The following is a 21,757-nucleotide window of genomic DNA, read 5'->3' as shown; positions in this document are numbered from 1 at the left end:
CGAGGATTATGAGCACGCCGGAGGACAAGCAAGCCCTGCGCAAGCGCCTGGTCGCGCAAAGGTTGGCACTTCCCGACCGCCTCGCGCGCGCCGACATGCTCCAGCGGGTGATGCGGATCTGGCTGGTGGGGCGTCCGGACACGGTGATCGGGGCCTACTGGCCCATCAAGGGCGAGTTCGATCCGCTGCCCGCCCTGCACCGGTGGAAGGAAGACGGCGAGCTCCTCGATGAACCGCAGCTGCGCCGCATCGGCCTGCCCGTGGTCGACAAGCTGCACAAGACGCTCAAATTCCACGCCTGGTACCCCGGTTGCCCGATGGAGGAGGACGCCTACGGCATCCCCAAGCCCAAGGACACCGAAGTCATCGTGCCCACGCTGCTGTTCGTGCCCTGCGTCGGCTACGGCCCGGGCGGCTACCGCCTCGGCTACGGCGGGGGCTTCTACGACCGCACGCTGGCCAAGCTGCAGCCCAAGCCGTTCACCGTGGGGCTGGGCTACACATGCGGCTACTGCGACGACCTCGAGCCCGAGCCGCACGACGTCCCCCTCGACGCCATCCTGAACGACAACGGCGAAGTCTGGCCGGTGCGCTGAGCCGGAATCCGTCATTCCCGCGGAGGCGGGAATCCACCGCTTCCGCCTCCTTCGGCGCCGCAGATGGAAGCGATGGGTCCCCGCCTCCGCGGGGGACAACGGAGGCCACTGCATCCCTGGTCCCGTCAGTCGATGTTGTCCGCCGTATCCGGATCCGGCACGTCCCCCGTGGCCTGCCTCGTCGCGCGGGCCTGCGCCACCAGCCAGTCGCGGAAGGCGCGGATCTCGGGCCGCTCGATGCTGCGCGGCACGACCACCATCCAGTACGTCATCGGCGAGCCGATGCGGGCCTTGGGCAGCGGCTCCACCAGGTCGCCGCTGGCCAGGTGCTCGGCGACCATGGGCAGCCGCGCCAGCACCACACCCTGGCCGGTGAGGGCGGCCTGCACCATCTGGTGCGCATAGTTGAAGTACAGCCAGCGCTTGGGCTGCAGCCGCGGCAGGTCCTGCTCGTCGAACCAGCGGCGCCAGGTCAGCCATTCCAGGTGCGTGCGGTGCGCGTCGCCGGCCTCGATGAGCGCGAACTGCGCCAGGTCGGCCGGCTTTTTCACTGCGGTGGCGTCCTTGAGCAGCCAGGGGCTGGCGACGGGCGTCAACTGCTCGCCGAACAGGCGCGTCGCGCTGGGCGGCATGTTGCCCGCCGGCCCGTAGCGCAGCGCGACGTCGACGTCCGAGACTTCGAGATCGAGCAGCGCGTCGCTGGCGTCGATGCGGATGTCGATGTCCGGGTGCGCGCGCTGGAAGTCCTCCAGCCGCGGGATCAGCCACATCGACGCGAACGACGCGAAGGTGGTCACGGCCACCGTCTTGCGGCCCGCGCTCTGGCGGATCTGGCGCACGGCGGCGTCGATGCGCGGCAACGAATGGGTCACCGCCTGCAGCAACTGCGCGCCGGCGCTGGTGAGCTCGACCGCGCGCGTGTGCCGCAGGAACAGCGGCACGCCCACCTCGTCCTCCAGCGACTGGATCTGGCGGCTGACCGCCGACTGCGTCAGCGCCATTTCCTCCGACGCGGCCCGGAAGTTCAGGTGGCGCGCGACGGCCTCGAAGGCGCGCAGGTAGCCGGCGGAAATCGGCCGGGTGCGCAGGTGGGTCTGGGAGTGCAGCATGGAGATTGATGCGAGTCGGGCATGAATAGCCTAGCGGGAATTCATTGGACTGCCAAGGGAGCCGCCGCGATCATCCCTCTCCATCGACCCGTCCCAGGAGAACGCCATGCCCACCGCTGTGCTGCAGGAAAAGCAACAATCGACGACCCGCCCGGCGGGCTCGTGGAAGCTGGGCGCCGCCCGCGCGATGACGCTGGACCCGGTGCGCGACGGCCTGCTGCGAGTCGCCAGCGGCCAGCTGTGGGCCACCTTCGACGGGCCCCACCCGCCGGTGGGCGTGCGCGAGGGCGACCTCATCCTCGAGGAGGGCCAGGCCATCTTCGTCGCCGCCGGCGAGCGGGTGGTGATCGAGGGCACCCTCCGGGGCGAGGACACCTACTTCCTCTGGGAGCCGCTGCCGGCAGTGCAGTCGGTGCCCATCGAACGCTGGCGCGCGGTGGCCGCGCCCTGGCGCGAACTGCAAGGCGCGCTCGCCGCGACCGCGGTGGCGGCCGTGCACCTTGTGCGGGCCGTGCTGGTCGCCGGCGTCGCATCGCTGCCCCGCCGCTTCCCCGGCAGCCGGGTGCCCGCCTGACGCTTGGGCGGCCGTGGGATCATCCACGGCCATGCCCGCCGCGCCCGCTCCCCTGCACGCCGTCGTCATGGGCGTCGCCGGCTGCGGCAAGTCCGAAGTCGGCGCTCGCCTTGCCTCCGCGCTCGGGCTGCCGCTGGTCGAGGGCGACACGTTCCACCCGGCGACCAACGTCGAGAAGATGCGCGCCGGCATCCCGCTGGACGACGCCGATCGCGCGGGGTGGCTGCAATCGCTCGCCGATGAACTGGGTGCACGCCGCGGCGGCGCCGTCCTCACCTGCTCCGCGCTCAAGCGCAGCTACCGCGACATCCTGCGCACCGGCTCGCCGTCGCTGGCGTTCGTGCACTTGCGGCTGTCGCCCGAGCAGGCGCGCGAGCGGGTCGCATCGCGGCCCGGCCACTTCTATCCGCCCACCCTGGTGGACAGCCAGTTTGCCGCGCTCGAGGACCCGGCCGGCGAGCCGCGCGTCGTCACCGTCAATGCCGCGCTGCCGCTGGACGCGGTGGTGCAGGCGTGCCTCGCCGGACTTCGGTCGAGCTGATCCCCGCTCCTAGAATCGCCGCAGCGGTGCGATGCACGCACCTGGAGGCATTCCCGTGAGCAAGGCATTCGCGAGCCAGGCCGACCTGGCCGACAAGAAGATCACGTTCGAGCAGCTGTCGGCGCACTGCTGGGCCTACACCGCCGAGGGTGACCCGAACTCCGGCGTCGTGATCGGCGACAAGGCGATCCTGGTGGCCGACGCCACCGCCACGCCGGCGATGGCGCGCGACCTGATCGCGCGCATCCGCACCGTGAGCGACAAGCCGATCAAGTACGTGCTGCTGACGCACTACCACGCGGTGCGCGTGCTCGGCGCCAGCGCGTACTTCGACGAAGGGGCGACCGAGGTGATCGCGAGCCAGGGCACGTACGAGCTGATCGTCGAGCGCGGCAAGGAAGACATGCAGTCGGAGATGGAGCGCTTCCCGCGCCTGTTCCGCAACGCCGAGTCGGTGCCGGGGCTCACCTGGCCGACGATGGTGATCGGGGGCGGCAACCCCGCCAAGGGTGAAGCGCCCGGCAAGCTCACGCTGGACCTCGGAGGCGTCACGGTGCAGGTCTGGCACCCGGGTCCCGGCCACACGCGCGGCGACACGATCGCGTGGGTGGAAGCCGAGAAAGTTCTGTTCTCGGGCGACCTGGTCGAGTACGAGGCCGGTGTCTACACCGGCGACGCGCAGCTGGAGGAGTGGCCGGCCACGCTGGAAGCGCTGCGCGCGCTCGGCGCCGAGGCACTCGTGCCCGGCCGCGGCGAGGCGATGAAGGGCAACGCCAACGTGAACAAGGCACTCGACTACACCAGGCGCTGGGTCGAGACGCTGTACCGCTGCGCGCGCGAGGCGGCGCAGGCCGACATGGACCTGAAGGCGGCGATGGCGCACGTGCGCAAGAGCATGGATCCGGTGTTCGGCCACGTGTTCATCTACGAACACTGCCTGCCGTTCGACGTCAGCCGCGCGTTCGACGAAGCCAAGGGCATCAAGAACCCGCGCATCTGGACCGCCGAGCGCGACAAGGAGATGTGGGCGTCGCTGCAGGCCTGAGTCTTGTCATTCCGGCGGAAGCCGGAATCCAGCCTTGTGTCCGGGAAGAGGCCTCGTTGTGTCGGCAGTGGCCTACAGCGCGACCGCGGCCTGCTGCCTAAGCTGGTGCGCGACGCACCAGACGAGGACCACCATGCAGCAACAGCAACCGCCGCGCGACCGCATCGCGCAGATGCAGCAGATGTCCGGCTCCAGCGAGTTCCAGCAGCAGCAGCAGGGACAGCAGCCGGGCGAGAAGCCGCAGCAGATGGGCGAAGGCAGCTACGAAGCGACCAAGGACTACCAGGAACGCATCGGGCGCTACCTGGAGGATGCGGACGTGGAGAAGGACGCCGAGAACGCCAAGCCGCGCTCCGAGGAAGAAGCCCGCGAACTGGAGCGCGCCGAGCGCGAAGGCCAGTCGCACTCCAAGGGCGAGAAGTAATCGTCAGTCCGGCACGCTGCGCGCCGCTACGAGCGTGCCGGCTGCCAGCGTGCCGAGCAACGCGGCCATGCCTGCGATGCCGCCGTACTGCAGCGCGGCGCCACTGGCCAGCGGCCCCAGCGTGCCGCCCACCGTGTAGCCCGTGATCATCGCGGCTGCGCCGCCCGCAGTCGCGCGCCCCTGGAACACGTGCGCGACCTCGATCATGGCCAGCGTGTAGAGCGCGCCGCCAACCCCGCCCCACACCACGCCCGCAATCCATAGCAGCCACGGCGCACGCTCGGCGAACGCGAAGCCGATGCTCGATGCGAGCAGCAGCATCGCCGCGGTGGTGAACACGTTGCGCAGTGCGAAGCGATCCGCCGCCAGGCCCGCCGGGAACTGGCACAGGAAGCTGCCGACGCCGATCGCGCCGGCCACGCTGGCCGCGCCGCTCAGCGAGAGACCGATGGAGGCCGCATTTGCCGCGCTCACGGAACCAAGCCCCGCTTCGAACACGCCGCCGCTGAATGCGATCAGCACCAGCAGCGGCACCGTGCGCAGCGCTTCCAGCGTGCCGGCCTGCCCGGGCGGCGGCTCGACGGCCGCGCGGCTGGGAATCGACAGCGCGATCGCGCAGCAAGCCGCGACCAGCACCGCCGCCGCCCACAGCACGGGGCGCGCGCCCCATCCGAGCAGCGCCGGCGTGAACGGCCCGACGGCCAGCGCCGCCCCGAGCGCCGTCTGGTACAGCCCCATCACGCGGCCACGCTGGTCCGGCGGGGCCTCGCGCGCAAGCAGCGCTTCGGTCGCGTTCCACAACGCAGCCGCGCCGAAGCCGCTCGTGATCGAGCCCACGGTCCACGGCAGCCAATGGTCGGTGCCGGCATACAGCAGCACGCCGGCGAGCTGCATGAGACAGCCCGCGCGATAAGTGCGCACGACGCCGAAGCGCGCCAGCACGCGCGGGACGACAGGTATCAGCAGGCCCACCACCAGGAACGGCAGCATTGCGAACGCGCCGACCGCGGCCGTGCTCGCGCCAGTTTGCTGCAGGCTCACGGCCAGCACCGGCCCGGCCATCGCGGACGCGAGCACGACCAGCGTGGTCGCGATGGCGAACCGCCAGACGACCGCCATGCCTTGCAGGGGCGAGGCGGCCGTCATCCGGCGGAGGACAGTTCCCCGAACGCGCGCTGCCAGCCGCGCAGCCGGCGCACCGCGGTGTCGCGCTGGTCCGGCGTCGCGGCCTCGTGCAGCGCGGCGATCAGCCGGCAGGTCTCCAGCCGCAGCGTGTCGACGTAGGCGCGGTAGGCCGGTTCCGGCGACGCCAGGTAGCGATCGAGCAGTCCGCGCACGGCCGTGCGCGCATCGCCGATGCCGACCCCATGGCTGGACACGCGTTGCAGCACCGCCAGCGTGTCCTGCTGGCGCCGCTGGCGCTCCTTCAGCGCCATGGCCGGACTGAAGGCCGAGGCGCGCAGGTGGTCGCGCAGCACCGCGAGCTGCCGCTCGTTGACGGTGCCGTAGATCGTGTCGGCGCGCTTGACGATCTCCTTCTCGCGTTTCTCGAGCATCCCGGCGTGGTCGAGGCGGACCCACTCCTTGGTGTACTCGCGGTTGCGTTCCTCGTACTTGCGCTGGATGCGCTGGATCTGTTGCGGCTGCAGCGTGAGCGCGTGCGCCGTCGCGTACGGCTCGATGCCGCGCAGCAGCACGACGGCGCGCTCGCGCAGGGCGGGCTCGAGCGCGCAGGCCTGCGCCGGCGTGAACCCGGTGGCGGCGAGCCGCTCGACCTGCTGCAGCACCGCGACGTAGCGGGGCAGCTCCTCGGTGCGATGCCAGGCATGCACCCGCGCGATGTCGTCGCGCACCGGCTGGCGCTGGCCATCGTCGAAATCCACGAACCCATCCAGCCACCAGTACGCCACTTCGGGCAGGGCGTTGTAGCCGAGCTTGATCGCGCTGCAGCCCCCCAGGCCCAGCAGCAGGCAGAGCAAGCCGATAATCCGCACGAAGGGCCGCGTCGAGACGGCGCGCAGCAGCGAAGGGAACGACATGACAGCAGTGGACGTGGTCATCATGGCCGCCGGCAAGGGCACGCGCATGAAAAGTGCGAGGCCCAAAGTGTTGCATCGATTGGGCGGCCGTGCGCTCGTGGACCACGTCGTCGCGTCCGCGGTCGCGTTGGCGCCGCGGCGCGTGGTCGTCATCACCGGGCATGGGGCGCAGCAGGTCGAGGACGCCGTGCGCGCCTTGCCGCTGCAGGACGTGCAGGCCGCGTTCGTGCGGCAGGAACCGCAACTGGGCACCGGCCACGCCGTGCAGCAGGCGGTGCCGCAATTGCCGGACGACGGCGTCGCGCTGATCCTCAACGGCGACGTGCCGTTGATCGAGGCGGACACCTTGCGCGCGCTGCTCGAGGCGTGCGGCGGGGAACGGCTCGCGCTGCTGTCGGTGCGGCTGCCCGACCCCGCCGGCTATGGCCGCATCGTGCGCGAGGGCGAGCGCGTCGCGGCGATCGTCGAACACAAGGATGCGAGCGCCGCGCAGCGCGCGATCGACGAGGTCTACACCGGCTTCATGGCCGTGCCCAACGCGCTGCTCAAGCGCTGGCTCGGACGCCTGACCAACGACAACGCCCAGGGCGAGTACTACCTCACCGACGTGGTGAAGCACGCCGTGGCCGATGGCGCCGGCGTGGTCGCGGTCGCGTGTGGCGACCAGGTGCAGGTGGAGGGCGTCAACAGCCCGCTGCAACTGGCGCAGCTGGAGCGTGCGCTGCAGCGGCGCATCGCGGACCGACTGATGGAGCAGGGCGTGCGCCTGGCGGACCCGGCGCGCCTCGACGTGCGGGGCACGCTCACCTGCGGCGTGGACGTGGAGATCGACGTCGGCTGCGTGTTCGAGGGCGACGTGGTGCTGGGCGACCGCGTGCAGGTCGGGCCGAACTGCGTGATCGCCAACGCGCGCATCGACGCCGGCGTGGTGCTGCAGGCGTTCACGCACATCGAGGGCGAGGACAAGGGCGTGCACGTGGGCGAGGGCGCGCTCATCGGGCCGTTCGCGCGGCTGCGTCCCGGCGCCCAGCTCGGCCCCGACGTGCACATCGGCAACTTCGTCGAGGTGAAGAACTCCACCATGGCGCGCGGCGCCAAGGCCAACCACCTCGCTTACCTGGGCGACACGGAGGTCGGTGAACGCGTCAACTACGGCGCCGGCTCCATCACCGCCAACTACGACGGCGCCAACAAGCACCGCACCGTGATCGAGGCCGACGTGCACGTGGGCAGCAACTGCGTGCTGGTCGCGCCGGTGCGCATCGGCGCGGGCGGCACGGTGGGTGCGGGCTCGACCATCACCAAGGACACCGAGCCCGGCGCGCTGTCGATCGCCCGCGGCCGCCAGGTGGGCATCGCGGGCTGGAAGCGCCCGGCCAAGCAGAAGAAGTGATCAGGCGCCGCGCTTGGGCAACGCGATGCGCGGGTCGAACTTGGCGCGCCTGACGGCGAAGAACGCCTTCACGTTGCGCACGTTCGCATCGGCGGTGAACAGCCGCTGCGCCACCTGCAGGTAGCCCGGCATGTCGTCGGCCTGCACGACCAGGATGAAGTCGGGGCCGGGCGAGACGCGGTAGCACTGCTGCACGGCGGTGTCGGCGACCGCGCGCTCCTCGAACGCCGTCATCGCCTGGTCGTCCTGGCGATCCAGCGTGATCTCCACCAGCGCCTGCAGGCCGTGCCCCAGAAGCGGCGCGAGCTTGTCGCGATCGAGGATCGCCACCTGCCGCTCGACCAGCCCGAGTTGCCGCAACCGGGCCACGCGACGCAGGCACGTGGGGGCGGACACGTGCACCTTGGCCGCCAGCGCCTGGTTTGTCAGGCTGGCGTCGGCCTGCAACTGGTCCAGAAGAGCCAGGTCGATGGCGTCCAAGGATTCCATGAAACCAGTTTACATGAACGAATATTGCATTTCCTCTCCTCATCGAAAGGAAGTTCCGACAATTTATGAATTTAGAGAGCTTCTTTCGCGCCGAGGCTCCTACAGTCCCGCCACGCTGAAGGAGCAACGCCATGTGTGGAATCGTCGCCGCGGTCTCGACCCGCAACATCGTCCCCGTCCTCGTCCAGGGCCTGCAGCGCCTGGAATACCGCGGCTATGACTCGTGCGGCATCGCCGTGCATGCCGGCGGCCTGAAACGCGCGCGCAGCGTGTCGCGCGTGGCGGAACTGGCGACGCAGGTCGAACGCGAGCACATCACCGGCACCACCGGCATCGCGCACACGCGCTGGGCCACGCACGGTGCGCCGGCGGTGCACAACGCGCACCCGCATTTCAGCCACGGTCCGGGCGAGGGCGCCGACAAGCGCGCGGGCCGCATCGCGCTGGTGCACAACGGGATCATCGAGAACCACGACGACCTGCGGGCGCAACTGAAGGCCAAGGGTTACCAGTTCGCCAGCCAGACCGACACCGAGGTGATCTCGCACCTGGTCGACAGCCTGTACGACGGCGACCTGTTCGAAGCTGTGAAGTCCGCGGTCGGCCGCCTGCACGGCGCGTACGCGATCGCGGTGTTCTGCAAGGACGAGCCGCACCGGGTCATCGGCGCGCGCGCCGGCTCGCCGATGGTGCTCGGCGTGGGCGTCGAGGACGGCGAGAACTTCCTGGCCAGCGACGCGATGGCGCTGGCCGGCGTGACGGACCAGATCGTGTACCTGGACGAGGGCGACGTCGTCGACGTGCAGCTGGGCAAGCACTGGATCGTCGACCGCAGCGGCAAGCCCGCGACGCGCCCGGTGAAGACCGTGCACGCGCACAGCGGCGCGGCGGAGCTCGGGCCGTACCGGCACTACATGCAGAAGGAAATCTTCGAGCAGCCGCGCGCGATCGCGGACACGCTGGAAGGCGTCCAGGCCATCGTCCCCGAGCTGTTCGGCGACACGGCCTTCAAGGTGTTCCAGGAGATCGACTCGGTCCTGGTCCTCGCCTGCGGCACCAGCTACTACAGCGGCTGCGCGGCCAAGTACTGGCTGGAAGGCATCGCGAAGATCCCGACCCAGGTGGAGATCGCCAGCGAGTACCGGTACCGCGAGTCCGTGCCCAACCCACGCACGCTGGTCGTGACGATCTCGCAATCCGGCGAGACGGCCGACACGCTGGCCGCGTTGCGGCACGCGCGCTCGCTCGGCATGGAGCACACGCTGACCATCTGCAACGTGTCGACGTCGGCGATGGTGCGCGAGTGCAAGCTGGCGTACATCACGCGCGCCGGCGCCGAGATCGGCGTCGCTTCGACCAAGGCTTTCACGACGCAGCTCGCAGGGCTGTTCCTGCTGACGTTGTCGCTCGCCGAGACCAAGGGCCGGCTCACCGAGACGCAAGCCGCCGAGCACCTGCAGGCGATGCGCCACCTGCCCGCCGCGCTGTCGGCCGTGCTGGCACTGGAACCGCAGGTGATCGGCTGGGCCGAACAGTTCGCCAACAAGGAGAACGCGCTGTTCCTCGGCCGCGGCCTGCACTACCCGATCGCGATGGAAGGTGCGCTCAAGCTCAAGGAGATCACCTACATCCACGCCGAGGCCTACGCCGCCGGCGAGTTGAAGCACGGTCCGTTGGCGCTCGTCACCAGCTCGATGCCGGTGGTGACGGTGGCGCCGAACGACGCGCTGCTGGAAAAGCTCAAGAGCAACATGCAGGAAGTGCGCGCGCGCGGCGGCGTGCTGTACGTGCTGGCCGATGCCGACACCCGCATCGAGAGCGAGGACGGCATCAACGTCATCCGCATGCCCGAGCACTATGGACCCTTGAGCCCGCTGCTGCACGTCGTGCCGCTGCAGCTGCTCGCGTATCACACGGCTTGCGCGCGAGGGACGGATGTGGACAAGCCCAGGAATCTGGCGAAGAGCGTGACCGTCGAATGACGGCCATGCCGTGAAGCCAGCCCGCGCGCATTCTTCGATGATGATTGGGAGTCGCTCGATGTCTTCTCCCTTCGCCAGGTCCTCGAGGCGGCGCGATCCTCGCGCCAACTGGTGCTGGCGGCACTGGCCAAGAGCGAATGGATCCACCTCCAGCCAGGCGGTGGTGCAGGCCGGCGCCGAGTACGATCGCCTGCTTCCCAACATCGAGGCAACCTGAGGCATGGCCAAGGCATCCTCCCGCAGCGGCGAACCGCCCGGCGCGGGCCCTGCCCCGCATCCGAGGCAGAACCACCTGCTGGCGGCGTTGTCACCCGAGGTGCAGGGGCGGCTCTTCCCGCACCTGGAACTGGCCGAGCTGTCGTTGCGCGCCCTGATGTACGAAGCAGGGCGCCCGATGCGCCACGTCTACTTCCCGACCGACTCCATCATCTCGATGCAGTACCTGATGGAAAACGGGTCTTCGACTGCCATCTCCGTGGTCGGCAACGAAGGATTGCTGGGCATCACCTTGTACATGGGTGGCGAGAGCACGCCCAGCCGCTCGCTCGTGCAGAGCGCAGGCCACGCCTACCGGCTGCCCAGGGCCCGGGTCAAGGAGGAATTCAACCGGCACGGCGAGCTGCTGCTGCTGATGCTGCGGTACACGCAGGCGCTCATCACGCAGGTGGCGCAGACGGCGGTCTGCAACCGGCACCACACCATCGACCAGCAGCTGTGCCGGTGGTTGCTCCTGTCGATGGACCGGCTCTCGCATAACCGGCTGACCATGACCCAGGACTTCATCAGCAACATGCTCGGGGTTCGCCGCGCCGGCGTCACGGTAGCTGCGTCCAAGCTGGAGCAGCTGGGAGTGATCTCTTACGCACGCGGGCTGATCGAAGTCCTGGACCGTTCCCGGCTGGAGTCCTTGAGTTGCGAGTGCTACCGCGTTGTCAAGAGGGAGACTGACCTGCTCCTGCACTACCTGCCCCAGCGCCAGTTGATCTCGGACGCTGGCGACATCCCGACGGTGACGCTGCGACAAAGCCCACGCTGACGGACCCTCAGCCCTGATCCGGCGACTGCTGCTGTTCGCCCTCCCGGCTGTACTGCTCCCGCGCATCGTCATTCGAGCGACCGTCAGGCTCGCCTGCTTTGCGCTGGTCGTCGTCACGGATGTGATTCCACAGTCCTGATGTTCCTTCCCCGGAGCGCTGGCCGGGGGGTGGTGATCCGGGCATCTTGCTTGTCTCGTGCAGTGTTCCGCGAGAATTCTTGCGGATCGCGCGCCATTTGTTTGTACGCTGCCAGACAGTCCACGCGTTCTTCGTTCTTCGTTCTTCGTTCAGGGTTCGCGGCGCAATCGACCGGCCTCACGAACGCGCAGGATTCAGTTGTCACAGGACATCAGTCCCTTGCCAGCCCGGGTCCCCCGCACGAATCTAGTCGCCGGCATTTGACGCCGCACAAGGAGCTCTGATGAAGACGAACGCGATACTCCTGACCTGGGACCGCGCTTTGCCCGGGCGCGAGCTGTTGGGAACTGAACTCTTTCGCGACTTCATGAAGTACGCTGAGGGCCTCAAGAATGAGGGGGCAGTCGAGTCGTTCGATGTGCTGTACCTCGAGCCGCGCGGCGTCGGCATCGCGGGCTACTTCGTGTTTCGGGGAGCGCCGCAGAAGCTAACGGCTCTGACTGAGCGGGATGACTGGGTGCGCATGATGCTGCGTTCGCAAATGACGCTGAAGAACCCCGCCCTGGTGCGGGGCTACGCGGGTCCCGCGATCGGCGAGCGCATGAAGACCTGGGCCGAACTGATCCCTCGCTGAAGCCGTCCGCCAATTTGGCGGCAGTTCATTCGCGGGTGCGCTGAGGCTCGAGAACCGAGCACCAGCTCTGCTGCGCGACAGTTTCTGAATGCAGGTCCTCCTATCGCTTGCGCCACCGGCCGATCACCAGACCCGGCGCAGCTGCTGCGCCTCTGAACTCCGCAGGCCAATGAAGTTGACGAGCGAGTGATCGGCTCGCCGAAGTATCAGGTGATGCGATGGGAGCGCCGGCAACTGTTCAGATCGGCTGCTTCTGGCCGATGGCGTCGGGCAGGCGCCATTTGTCAAGCCGCGGTCGCCAGCCGATCTCTCGCCATGGACGACTCGCGGTCATCCAGCGGCAGCTCGCAAATTGAATTCGTGACTTCGTCGAACCAGGCCATGCAACTGTCGAAGCTCCAAGCGCTCCTCGCGATGGACCTTGCACCGGCGATCACGAGGTCAACGGAGCAATCAGTTGGCTCCAGGATCACCCCAAGGCCGACGCTGGCCTCCCACACGGGACCTTCGAGCCCCTCGTCGGGGTGCTGGCTCGTCTGTAACGTGATCGGACGCGTCAAGCGCCTCAGGATTCGTCGGGCCTGATCGATCAGGTGCTGCGCGCTCTCTGGGTGTTGCGTCAGCAAGGCGAATGAGTCTTCGGGGAGCCGGATCAAGTCGACTCCAGCAAACTGGAGCCTGCGCAGCCGCGAAGCACATACGAAGACCGCATGGTTGTAGGCGGCACGGCCATGCAACTGCTCCAGCGCCTCGAGGTTACTCAGGGACACGACCACCACACCGTAACCCCGTCCCGGTATGCCCGAGAAGGCGGTTTGCAGTGCATCACCATCGACATACGTCGGCATCCTGCTCACGGGATCGAAGTTGGGCCCATGGCTGACGACGTTGCGCACCTCGATCAGATAGGCATACCGCGACCACATCGCCGTGCCAAAGCAGGCTATGAATCCCATCCCGCCCATGGCGCCTGCGATGTGGACTTGCCACGGCGTCGCCGCGGCACGCAGCGCGTACCAGTCGAGGCCCGCCATGCCCAGGCAGGCGCAAGGAAGGCCGGCCAGCGTGAACCAGCCGGCGCGTTCGCCGCGCCGGGCGCTGACCATCGAGACCAGGATGGCCGCTCCTGCGACGAGGAACGTGATGCCGACCGCGAATTGCAGGCCGACGTGCGGGGGTAGCGCAAGGAGGGCCGTAGATGCTGCCAGTGCGGCCGCAATTGCCGCCCAACGTGCCAGCGACTGGCTCCGTCGCGTGCGGAACGTTCCGAGGAGAATGAATAGCAGCAAGCAAAGGATTGCGGCGGCGATGACTCCAACCAGCGCCTGGAGACGCATGAGCAGGACGCCACCAAGTCCCGGCACCCAACCGAGAAAGAGGACGGCATAGGCGCACGAGAGAAGGATGGCCAACGACGTCGTGGAGGCCACCTTGGGCGCCGCACGCCAAAAAGCCAGGACGGCGACGGTCAGGGCAAACGCGGTTGAGCCGAAGAAGGCTCCCCAGAAACCGATGCTGACGGCACTCACGGCCTGCGCTGCTTCTCGTTGTCCACCGCAAGAAGTGTAGATCCGGCGGGTGGGAACGATGGCGCGGCGGTCGACATCGGTTGCCTGGCGTGCACGCGGTCGCTGGCTGCAAGCGAACGTTCGAGCGTCCCGAATATCCGCGGGCAGGCTGCTACTTGCCTGCGGACAAAGCCTTCGTAGCGATCGAGCGCAAGGTCGCTTCGATGGACTCCATGGTGACCGGTTTCACCAGATGCGCATCAAACCCCCCGCGGCTCGTGCGGTGCCGGTCCTCGGGACCTCCATACCCGGTCAGTGCGACGATCCGCGAGGACAAACCGAAACGGCGGCGCCATTCCCGCGCGACCTCGAATCCGTCCATGCCCGGTAGACCGATGTCGAGCAGAACCAGTTGCGGGAGGTCTCCGGACGCCGCGATTTGCAGCGCCTGTCCACCGTCATGGGCGACAGTCACCCGCGCGCCACCCATCCGGAACACCTCCGCCAATGTCTCCGCCGCATCGACGTTGTCGTCGACGACCAGGACATGCTCGGGAAGTTCGGACGTCAGGTGCGTGCCCCGCTCAGGCGAAACGACGACCGGCTCGGCCACAAGTGGCAAGGTGACGATGAACTCACTGCCCTTGCCAACGCCGCCACTCCGCGCCTCGATGGAGCCGCCGTGCAATTCCACAAGCGTGCGCGCAAGGGTGAGGCCGATCCCCAAGCCACCAGGCGCGCGGTCGATCGACCCAGGCACCTGGGTGAACAGGTCGAAGATGCTGGTCAGCATTTCGGGAGGGATCCCCACGCCGTTGTCGCGGATCGCCACCTGCGCCCGGTCTCCAGCTTCGTGCAGCTGCACTTCGACGCGGCCACCGGGCTCCGTGTACTTGGCGGCGTTGTTCAGCAGGTTCGAGAACACCTGCACGAGACGAACCCGGTCGCCATCCACGTAGAAGCCTTGCGCAGGAACCGTGCACGTCAGGGTGTGCCCGCGGCTGGCGAGCAGGGGCGCAGTAGCCTCGACGGCGTCGTTGACCACATCAGGGAGTCTGACCGCCGCCCGCCGGAGTTCGATCAGCCCGCGGCTGACACGGGAGACGTCGAGGAGGTCGTCCACGAGGTGGGCGAGCTGCTGCATCTGGCGCGCCATGATCGAAAGGTGGCGGTCGCGGGCGCTCTGGTTGTCCGGCTTCAGGCGGCGAAGCACCTCGATCGAAGTCATCACAGGAGCCAGCGGATTGCGCAGTTCGTGCGCCAGCATCGCCAGGAACTCGTCTTTCCGCTGGTGCTCCACGCGGAGTTGGACATTGAGCTCGGCCGCAGCCGCACGGGTCGCGTCCAAGGCCGCCGCCAACTGGTGCGCGCGCGTGGCCGCGTCACGCGCCGCCGCAACTTCTGCCATGCCGATCCGCAGGGCGGCCTGCGCATGAAGGAGTTCGCCGAGCACGGGGAGTTGATCGACCAGCTCGGACGGGAAAGTGCACTGCTCCTCCCCGAGCAGTACGAACGCGCACGCGCGCACCACGATGCATCGAGCGTGCCACTGGCAATTGAAAACCTCGACCACCGACGGAGCCTGCTCCCCATCTGCTGCGGCTGCACATCGGGCCATCAGTTCGCGCCAAGAACGTCCAGCCGTGATCGTCTTGGGCATGCCAGGGGCGGGAAGCATCACCCCGAGCTCGGCGTCAAGGACGTAGATCAGGAGGTGGCGCGCACCGACCGCCTCGGCGAGCTGCCTGGCGGCCTCCTCGCGTCCGCCCTCCCGGGCTAGTCCTTCGACGAGGGGCCGCAACTGTCGCGGCACGGGCTCACTCCGGCAGCACGCAGACAACGGCGGTGCAGTTGTGGAAGCCGCTGAACTGACCTTCAGCGCGAGCGATCTGTCCGTACGTGTTGCACCCGACGAAACCTGCAGGCTCCAGAAGCTTCGCGCACGCCTCGAGTTCGTCCTCGAAAGCGCGACCCAGCCGCAGCCGCGTTGCGACGCAATCGAAGACGAACGCAGCCGACGGCTTGTGTCCTTCGAGGGCGCCCAGTGCGGCTTCAGTTGCTTGTCGTGCAGCCTGCACCGCCGAGCTTGCGTCGGTCTTCATGATGTGAACAACAGCACCTTCCGGAACCGCTGCAGCGCACAGGATGGCCCCGTTCTCGCCAACGGCAAGCGGCACTCGCAACCGGTAGCCGCCAGGCGACTGGATCCCAAGCACGTTATGCAGGAAGAAGGGCAAGGGATCGGCGGGATCGAAACGCTGGCCCGTCTTCGCGGCGTGCTCCTCGATGGCCTCGATGGCCGGGGCTCCGTTCAGTCCCACCAGCCGGGTGCCTTCAGCCTGTGTGACGCGCAGGCCGGGACCTGCCGGCTGCCAGCCGTGCGCCACGCCGATCCCTATGGGCTTGTCCGACAGCAGTTCAAGCGTCGAAACGGCATTGCTGTAAGCCTTGGTCCCTGCGAACACGTGCGTGGAGTGGAACCGTCCATCGTCGCCCGCCCCTCCGCCGAAAAAGCGATACGCGCCCCCGGTGAGCACCGTCAATTCCTCCACGAGCGCGTCGGTGTGCCCGGCGAGCGCATCAGTCATGACCAGAGCATTGCGATAGGCGGCTTGCGTCTTTCCCCGGCCACGAAATCCTTCGATCGCCTGGCGCGCGGCCTCGGCGGGGTCGTGACTCACGCCTTGGCCGAGCCCGACCGCGAACTTCATGTCGCTGCTACGGATGCCGAGCGCCGACACTTGCCCTTCGCCTCGTCCTAGGTTGGTGAACTCCCCTGCGGACGATGAGCCGACGATGGTTTGCGTGCCTGCCTCGGCTGCGAGCGCCTGCAGCAGCTTGTCGTAGTCGTGTTGCGCGGAGGCAAAGACCACCACGGCATCTGCAGGAGCACCGCCGAACGCTTCACGGATGCCGCGCCCGAGTTCGACGCCAGCCACTTCGCTGTTTCGCGTGTCCGTCAGAGAGATGTGCGTTTGGTTCATGATGAGTTGACCGAAACGGGAGCGGGCAAGTATGGGTCAGCAGTGTCCGATCCGACTGTAGGAAAAGGCGCCGATCAGCGCCCCGCGCCGGTCCCAACGTTCTCGGACCCTTGTCACGCGTCTTGGTCAGGGTCGATGCCGTGTGCAGGCCGCGTCGAGCGCCTGACGCTCGCAGAACCCGTGAGGCCGGCGGGTAACATCGCGCGCCTCACCGCTTCCCGGGGGTGCTGCTCGACGTCGAAGGCCGCCGGCGTGTCGAGTCCGAGCGGGACCAGATGCTGGAACGCTCAGGCTCTCGGATCGAAACATCGTCGCGGCCTGATACTGGTGCAATCACGAGCGGCACCACTCCGGCGGGGACGCGCGCGATCCCCCGCTAGGTCTTCGGGAGCACGTCCGCTTCTGGCCGGAAGCGGACTTCACTCGCTCGGATTGTTCAACGGCATTCCTTCGCCGGGCGTTGTCGCGCAAAACGCACGACGGTCACCCCTGCACGTGCCTGCCGAGTGGACGGCATCACGAGAACGCAGTCGTCGAACGGAGTCCTGACCCACTCGTCGCCGTTGCGTCCGATCATCATGCCGGCGCGAGGGATTGCTTCGAGCGGCTTGAATGGGCGAGCGAACCTGAAGGTCTCATCCTTTGCAACCACCGCGCCCTCGACGTCGAGGACAACCTGCTGAACCGGTGGCGGCCTGGGCCAATCGGCCAAAGCCGCCACCAGCGCGTCCGGCTCGACCGTGCCCGTCTCGAGCAAGAACCGGTAGCAGATGTCCTTGGCGACAGAAATGGAGCTGCGGTCGCCATGGAATCCGCACTCGATCAACAGCGCCGTTCGCGCGTCCGAGGAGCCGTCTGGCAGGCCGAAGCGACTGAAGTCCCTCAGGCGTACGCCATCGGCATGTCCTTCGTCCACGACGATGTGGCCAACGCAGTTCAGGACGCTTGCGAAATCGACGGCCCTCTGGTGCGGACCGGTGAGCAGCAGTGGGGGACCTGGCTCATGCATCGAATGCAGATCCAGCAGCCAGTCGGCGCGCTCGACGAAGGGGCGCAGCATGGCGGCACGGGTCCGCTCGACCGAATCTGCCCGCACGAGCCGTTCAGCGGACCATTGCCGGTTCATGTCCTCGTCGACGAACCGGGACGCGTCGTGATCCGCGGGGTCGAAGCTGTCGAAGGCGGCGAGGTTGCAGAACGCCAGCGTGAGGGCGCCACGGTGCGGGCGCAAGCCCGACTCCAGCAGGCCCTTGACAGCCCACGCACCGCACAGCTCGTTGCCGTGGACCAGGCAGGTGATCATGACCACGGGCCCAGGCTCGTCCGCTTCGAAGTGCCAGACGCCTTCCACGCCTGTATTGCCGGTGCGCCACACCCCGAGCGACGGCCGCTCGACGTCGAACCGTGCACTCATTCCTTGATCTTCGCGAAGTCGGCGATCCGCTGGTACTTGGCGTCTTCCTCGGCCAGGAACAGTGTCATGTCGACATCCAGCGGGGCGATGCGGGACCCTGCGTCCTCGAGTTTCTTCCTGAACTCCGGCGTCCGCAGAATCTCGCGAAGGGCCTTCCTGAGTTTCGCCGCCACCAGCTCCGGCAGGCCCGGCGGCGCCATCAGCGCGAACCACACCGAGATGTCGATGTTCTTCAGGACCGGATGCTCCGCGAGCGCCGGGATGTCCGGAGCGGAAGCCGATCGCTGCTTCTCGGTGACGCCGAGCGCGACGACCTTGCCGCTGCGGATGTGGGGCAGGCCGCTGGAAAGCACGAACACGCCGAACTCCAGCGACCCGCCGATCAGGTCGGTCGTCAGAGGCGCTACGCCCCGGTACGGGATGTGGGTGACGAAGACCCCGGCCTGCTGCTTGACCATCTCGCCGGCCAGGTGCAGTGCCGTGCCCACCCCCGAACTTCCGTAGCTGTAGCGGCCGGGCTTGGCCTTCGAAGCCTTCAGGAAGTCGTCAACCGTCTTGACGCCGGCCTGCGCGGAGGCGACCAGCACCATCGGCTGGTAGGCGACCAGCCCGATGGGCGTGAAGTCCTTGTACGTGTAGCGAACGCTGGAGGAAAGAAACCGGTTGATCGCGATCTCGTTGTTGGCGCCCAGGAGGAGGGTGTAGCCATCGGGCGCCGCCTTCGACACCTTCTGCGCCGCGATCGCTCCGCCGGCCCCGCTGACGTTCTCCACGACCACGGTGGCCCCGAGCTTCTTCGCCAGCTGGTCGGCGACGGCGCGCCCCGTCAGGTCGGTGCTGCCCCCGGGCGGGTACCCGACGACCACCGTGATCGGGCGATCGGGAAAACCGTCTCGCTGCGCGAACGCCAAAGGGCAAAGGGCGCAGAGAAGTGAAACGATGCAGGTTCGGCGAATGATGCCCATGGCAGTCTCCTGTTTGTGCGGCGGATAGTGGGCCGCGCAAACCTTCGATCTAGAGCCATTTCCGCATCATCCGATGCCGATCGTGCACCGCTTCAGGCCGCGTCCACAGCCGACCACATGGCTTCCGCGACCGGACCCAGGCGGCGCTTCGGGCGGGCGACCCGGACCTCGAAGCCGATCTGGAGCGACTTCCCCCCGAAGGGCACCACGCGGCCGGCCTTGGACTCGTTGACCGCCAGGGACCACGGAAGCCATGCGACCCCGAGGCCCTTGAGCGCGTACTCGAGCAAGGCATCGGCCGAATCGGATTCGATCACCTGTGTCAGGCGAGGCGCCTGTGCATGGTTGACGAGGTGGTCCCGCACCAAGCGGCCGAGGGCCAGCTTCTCCGAGTAGGCCAAGTAGGGAATCGGCTTTGCGGCCGCTTCCCCAGGAGGGGCCACGACGCCGGACCGAACCATGGGAACGAGCTTGTCATGGGCCAGGGTTCGCTGGAGGAACTGGGCGGAACTGAGGCGCAAGGCGATCACGGGATGGTGGTACGCGATCATGAAATCCGCTTCGCCCTGCTCGAGCCATTTCAACGTCTCGGCCATGGAGCCCGTTCGCACCCTGAGGTCGGCCGCCGTGGTCTTGCGCTTGACGCGGGCCAGCCAGTCGGCCGTGATGGTGCGCGCCAGGGTCCGGCCCGCGACCAGGGTGACCACTTCGCGCGAGTCGGAGTGCAACCCCTTGAGGTCGTCGCGTGCCTGAGCCATGGCCTGCACCGCTTCGATGGCGTACTGAACCAGCCTGTCGCCCGCGGGCGTGAGCGCCACGGGGGCGCGGCTCCTCAGCACCAGCGGCGTGCCTGCCCACTGCTCCAGCGATCGAATCCGCCTCCCGAACGCGGGTTGCGTCAGGTGCCGCCGTTCGGCGGCGCGGCTGAAGCTGCGGGTGACGGAAAGGGCGACCAGATCTTCGAGCCATGCGGTCTGCATGCCGCATTCTCGCTGGCCGAGACCTTGGCTGGGACGGTCGGTGCGCTAGACCGACCTGCGTTGACCCAGAGCCTCCAGAACGCCATCCGCGCCTACTGCGAGCTGCGACCGGCTTTCGTGCAGACCAATCGGAACGCGGAATCCGTTGTCCTGAATTTTCTCGCAGAGGTCAGGGGCAGGGTGTGACCACAGATCCTCTGCCGGGGACGCCCGCAGTTCGCAATGCGGCTTTCGCACAGCTATGGATGATCCGTGGCTTCGGCAAGGACCGCTACAAGGACAGTGCCCAGTGCGCCAGCGATCAGCAACGATGCGACGACTGAAGATGTGTGTTCAGCAAGCCAGCGACGAGGAAGCAGCATCAATGCGAGCAAAATTGCGATCCAGAGTGCCGTCGCATATGCCGTCGCCGTTTCGCTCATCGTTGATCCTTGATCATGCTGGGCAAGAGCCAGGGCCCATACCGTAGCGACGGCGCGGTCGGTCGCTGTGCCCCGTCTATGCTGAGATGCATGCAGCTGAGTCCTTACTTCGTGGTCGATCAGACTCTGGAGTCTGTGCGTGGCTTCAAGAGGGCAGCCAGTCGGGACCGAACCGTGCGGCCGCAGTGTGCCTACGATGGGCCGTGATCACGATTCCGGCTCTCATAGGTCTCCCGAGCACGGCGAGCTAGGTTCAATGCGGCGTCAAGGCATAGTTGATCAGCAGGCGCGTGGCCTCCTCGCGGTCTTCGACTGCTGAACGCCAGGCATTCCAAGGTGCTTCGGCGAATGCCGGGTCCCCCGGGAAAGCCGGCAGCAGTTCCCACGCGCGGCGCTCCACTTCAAGAGCGCATGTATACGCCTGAGCGAGCCTGTAAGTCGCTGGCGCGCTTCTCCGTATCGTCGACGCTGCTCCATGCGCCGGATAGACCTCCACGGGTCCATGGGTCTCGCCTGCCGAAGCCTGCTCCGAAGCGCGGCTAGCCGCTTCGTCGCGCGCCACCCGGTCCCAAAGACCACGATCTTGGTCAGTTGACATTCGTACTCCACAAGAGATGCACACGCCGCCTCAATACAAACGCGCCGTGGCCGTCCACGGGGTCGTGTCGGTCCACGTCCACTTCTAAACCTCACCACGTCGGTGCGCGCGTGAGACACGCAAGTTTCTGTTCCGGCGCGGCCGAGTGGATAGAGCCCGGCCAGCGATGACCGGCGACGTCCGCTCCCGACCCAGAGCAGACATCAAGGTCACGGTAAGGTGCCACCGGAGCTAACACGCACGCTTGGGGTAACACACCCATAATTCCGGCTGCCAGCGCTCCGTCGATGCGCTCCTGGTAAACGACCCCGGGTCGGCAGCTTGCAGCACCGTCAGCATCTACGCGCCTCGGCAGCGGGCTCCGTGAAGGACAATGTTCAAGACGCACAACGCGCCAGCCATGCAGTACATCCTCCTCGTCGGCGCGTTCCTGGCGTTCGCCTTCCTCGCTCCCCTGAAGTTCACGGTCGTCTCGCTCGTCCTGCTGTTCCTGGTCGCGTCCATCGTGATCGTGGCGGCGAGGGCGATTGCCGATGTGCAGCCCACGTACGGCCAGGCGCTCAAGGCCGTCGGCCTGTCGCTCTTTTTCGCGGCCATCGCGTTGTTCACGCTGCTGAGCTTTTCGAGCGGCACGGGGATCACCTCGTTCTCCGGCTTCTCCGCGCTGGCCGTCGTCGGCCTGCTGCTCGCCTCATACGTGCTGGGCTTCTCGATGGCCTTGGGCACGACCTTCGGCGCCAGCACGGCCATCGCAACGCTCTCGACGATCGCGTCCGGCGCGCTCCTGTGGGGAGCCCGAAGCCTGCTTCGCTGAACGTGCCACCTCAGCCACTCCGTCTGCACCGTCCTACCGTCGCTGCCGCCCGATGACGAGTCGCCCTGCAG

The 21,757-nt window shown here is 67.7% G+C and carries 21 protein-coding genes; 10 read left to right on the top strand and 11 right to left on the bottom strand.

Features of this window, described 5'->3' with window-relative positions; all coding sequences use genetic code 11:
* Positions 1-8 precede the first annotated feature (8 nt).
* Positions 9-596, top strand: coding sequence for a 5-formyltetrahydrofolate cyclo-ligase (locus I8E28_RS19130; RefSeq protein ID WP_200789813.1), 588 nt, complete (start codon positions 9-11; stop codon positions 594-596).
* Between the two features lie 125 nt (positions 597-721).
* Here the strand turns inward: I8E28_RS19130 and I8E28_RS19125 are convergent, their stop codons facing one another.
* Positions 722-1,705, bottom strand: coding sequence for a LysR substrate-binding domain-containing protein (locus I8E28_RS19125; protein WP_200789812.1), 984 nt, complete (start codon positions 1,703-1,705; stop codon positions 722-724).
* A 106-nt stretch (positions 1,706-1,811) separates the two neighbouring features.
* Here I8E28_RS19125 and I8E28_RS19120 point away from each other — a divergent pair, with 106 nt between their 5' ends.
* From I8E28_RS19120 to I8E28_RS19105, 4 genes are all read left to right on the top strand, one after another.
* A complete protein-coding gene (locus tag I8E28_RS19120) occupies positions 1,812-2,279 on the top strand; it encodes a DUF2917 domain-containing protein (protein WP_200789811.1) in 468 nt (155 codons plus the stop codon).
* 31 nt (positions 2,280-2,310) lie between these two features.
* Positions 2,311-2,820, top strand: a complete 510-nt coding sequence (locus tag I8E28_RS19115; RefSeq protein WP_239027271.1) for a gluconokinase — start codon at positions 2,311-2,313, stop codon at positions 2,818-2,820.
* Positions 2,821-2,875: 55 nt separating this feature from the next.
* A complete protein-coding gene (locus I8E28_RS19110; RefSeq protein ID WP_200789810.1) occupies positions 2,876-3,865 on the top strand; it encodes an MBL fold metallo-hydrolase in 990 nt (329 codons plus the stop codon).
* Positions 3,866-3,998: 133 nt separating this feature from the next.
* Positions 3,999-4,289: a hypothetical protein gene (locus tag I8E28_RS19105; RefSeq protein WP_200789809.1), complete on the top strand. Its 291-nt coding sequence runs from the start codon at positions 3,999-4,001 to the stop codon at positions 4,287-4,289.
* 3 nt (positions 4,290-4,292) lie between these two features.
* On the opposite strand, the gene I8E28_RS19100 is transcribed toward I8E28_RS19105, so the two are convergent.
* The gene (locus tag I8E28_RS19100; protein WP_200789808.1) at positions 4,293-5,408 is read right to left on the bottom strand and encodes an MFS transporter; all 1,116 of its coding nucleotides are present in this window, start codon (positions 5,406-5,408) and stop codon (positions 4,293-4,295) included.
* A gap of 23 nt (positions 5,409-5,431) precedes the next feature.
* Positions 5,432-6,328, bottom strand: a complete 897-nt coding sequence (locus I8E28_RS19095) for a DUF6279 family lipoprotein (RefSeq protein WP_200789807.1) — start codon at positions 6,326-6,328, stop codon at positions 5,432-5,434.
* Between I8E28_RS19095 and glmU the strand changes: the two genes are divergently transcribed.
* Positions 6,327-7,721, top strand: coding sequence for a bifunctional UDP-N-acetylglucosamine diphosphorylase/glucosamine-1-phosphate N-acetyltransferase GlmU (glmU, locus tag I8E28_RS19090; protein WP_200789806.1), 1,395 nt, complete (start codon positions 6,327-6,329; stop codon positions 7,719-7,721). The two genes, I8E28_RS19095 and glmU, sit on opposite strands and share 2 nt — an antisense overlap.
* Here the strand turns inward: glmU and I8E28_RS19085 are convergent, their stop codons facing one another.
* Positions 7,722-8,210 carry an Lrp/AsnC family transcriptional regulator gene (locus tag I8E28_RS19085; protein ID WP_200789805.1) on the bottom strand — a complete coding sequence of 163 codons (489 nt, stop codon included), beginning with the start codon at positions 8,208-8,210 and terminating at the stop codon, positions 7,722-7,724.
* A 131-nt stretch (positions 8,211-8,341) separates the two neighbouring features.
* Here I8E28_RS19085 and glmS point away from each other — a divergent pair, with 131 nt between their 5' ends.
* From glmS to I8E28_RS19070, 3 genes are all read left to right on the top strand, one after another.
* Complete coding sequence (glmS, locus tag I8E28_RS19080) at positions 8,342-10,192, top strand: glutamine--fructose-6-phosphate transaminase (isomerizing) (RefSeq protein ID WP_200789804.1); 1,851 nt, start codon at positions 8,342-8,344, stop codon at positions 10,190-10,192.
* A 220-nt stretch (positions 10,193-10,412) separates the two neighbouring features.
* Positions 10,413-11,228, top strand: coding sequence for a Crp/Fnr family transcriptional regulator (locus I8E28_RS19075; protein ID WP_200789803.1), 816 nt, complete (start codon positions 10,413-10,415; stop codon positions 11,226-11,228).
* Between the two features lie 422 nt (positions 11,229-11,650).
* Positions 11,651-12,001, top strand: a complete 351-nt coding sequence (locus I8E28_RS19070) for a hypothetical protein (RefSeq protein WP_200789802.1) — start codon at positions 11,651-11,653, stop codon at positions 11,999-12,001.
* Positions 12,002-12,285: 284 nt separating this feature from the next.
* On the opposite strand, the gene I8E28_RS19065 is transcribed toward I8E28_RS19070, so the two are convergent.
* The 7 genes from I8E28_RS19065 to I8E28_RS19035 all read right to left on the bottom strand — a co-directional run bounded on the left by I8E28_RS19065 (position 12,286) and on the right by I8E28_RS19035 (position 20,274).
* A complete protein-coding gene (locus I8E28_RS19065) occupies positions 12,286-13,530 on the bottom strand; it encodes a hypothetical protein (protein ID WP_200789801.1) in 1,245 nt (414 codons plus the stop codon).
* A 151-nt stretch (positions 13,531-13,681) separates the two neighbouring features.
* Positions 13,682-15,322: an ATP-binding protein gene (locus I8E28_RS20805; protein WP_200789800.1), complete on the bottom strand. Its 1,641-nt coding sequence runs from the start codon at positions 15,320-15,322 to the stop codon at positions 13,682-13,684.
* Positions 15,323-15,326: 4 nt separating this feature from the next.
* Positions 15,327-16,493 carry an FIST signal transduction protein gene (locus tag I8E28_RS19055; RefSeq protein WP_200789799.1) on the bottom strand — a complete coding sequence of 389 codons (1,167 nt, stop codon included), beginning with the start codon at positions 16,491-16,493 and terminating at the stop codon, positions 15,327-15,329.
* Positions 16,494-16,929: 436 nt separating this feature from the next.
* Positions 16,930-17,907: a M14 family metallopeptidase gene (locus I8E28_RS19050; RefSeq protein WP_200789798.1), complete on the bottom strand. Its 978-nt coding sequence runs from the start codon at positions 17,905-17,907 to the stop codon at positions 16,930-16,932.
* Entirely contained in the window at positions 17,904-18,872 is a 969-nt protein-coding gene (locus I8E28_RS19045) for a Bug family tripartite tricarboxylate transporter substrate binding protein (protein WP_200789797.1), read from the bottom strand. Before I8E28_RS19045 ends, I8E28_RS19050 begins: the two co-directional genes overlap by 4 nt.
* A 92-nt stretch (positions 18,873-18,964) precedes the next feature.
* The gene (locus I8E28_RS19040) at positions 18,965-19,852 is read right to left on the bottom strand and encodes a LysR family transcriptional regulator (RefSeq protein WP_200789796.1); all 888 of its coding nucleotides are present in this window, start codon (positions 19,850-19,852) and stop codon (positions 18,965-18,967) included.
* Between the two features lie 239 nt (positions 19,853-20,091).
* The gene (locus I8E28_RS19035; protein WP_200789795.1) at positions 20,092-20,274 is read right to left on the bottom strand and encodes a hypothetical protein; all 183 of its coding nucleotides are present in this window, start codon (positions 20,272-20,274) and stop codon (positions 20,092-20,094) included.
* A gap of 998 nt (positions 20,275-21,272) precedes the next feature.
* Between I8E28_RS19035 and I8E28_RS19030 the strand changes: the two genes are divergently transcribed.
* Complete coding sequence (locus I8E28_RS19030) at positions 21,273-21,686, top strand: hypothetical protein (RefSeq protein WP_200789794.1); 414 nt, start codon at positions 21,273-21,275, stop codon at positions 21,684-21,686.
* Positions 21,687-21,757 lie beyond the last annotated feature (71 nt).

The sequence above is a fragment of the Ramlibacter algicola genome (assembly GCF_016641735.1).
In the GTDB taxonomy this organism is placed as follows: domain Bacteria; phylum Pseudomonadota; class Gammaproteobacteria; order Burkholderiales; family Burkholderiaceae_C; genus Ramlibacter; species Ramlibacter algicola.
Note: the sequence above shows the minus strand (reverse complement) of the source record. Positions and strands in the feature narration are given on the sequence as shown.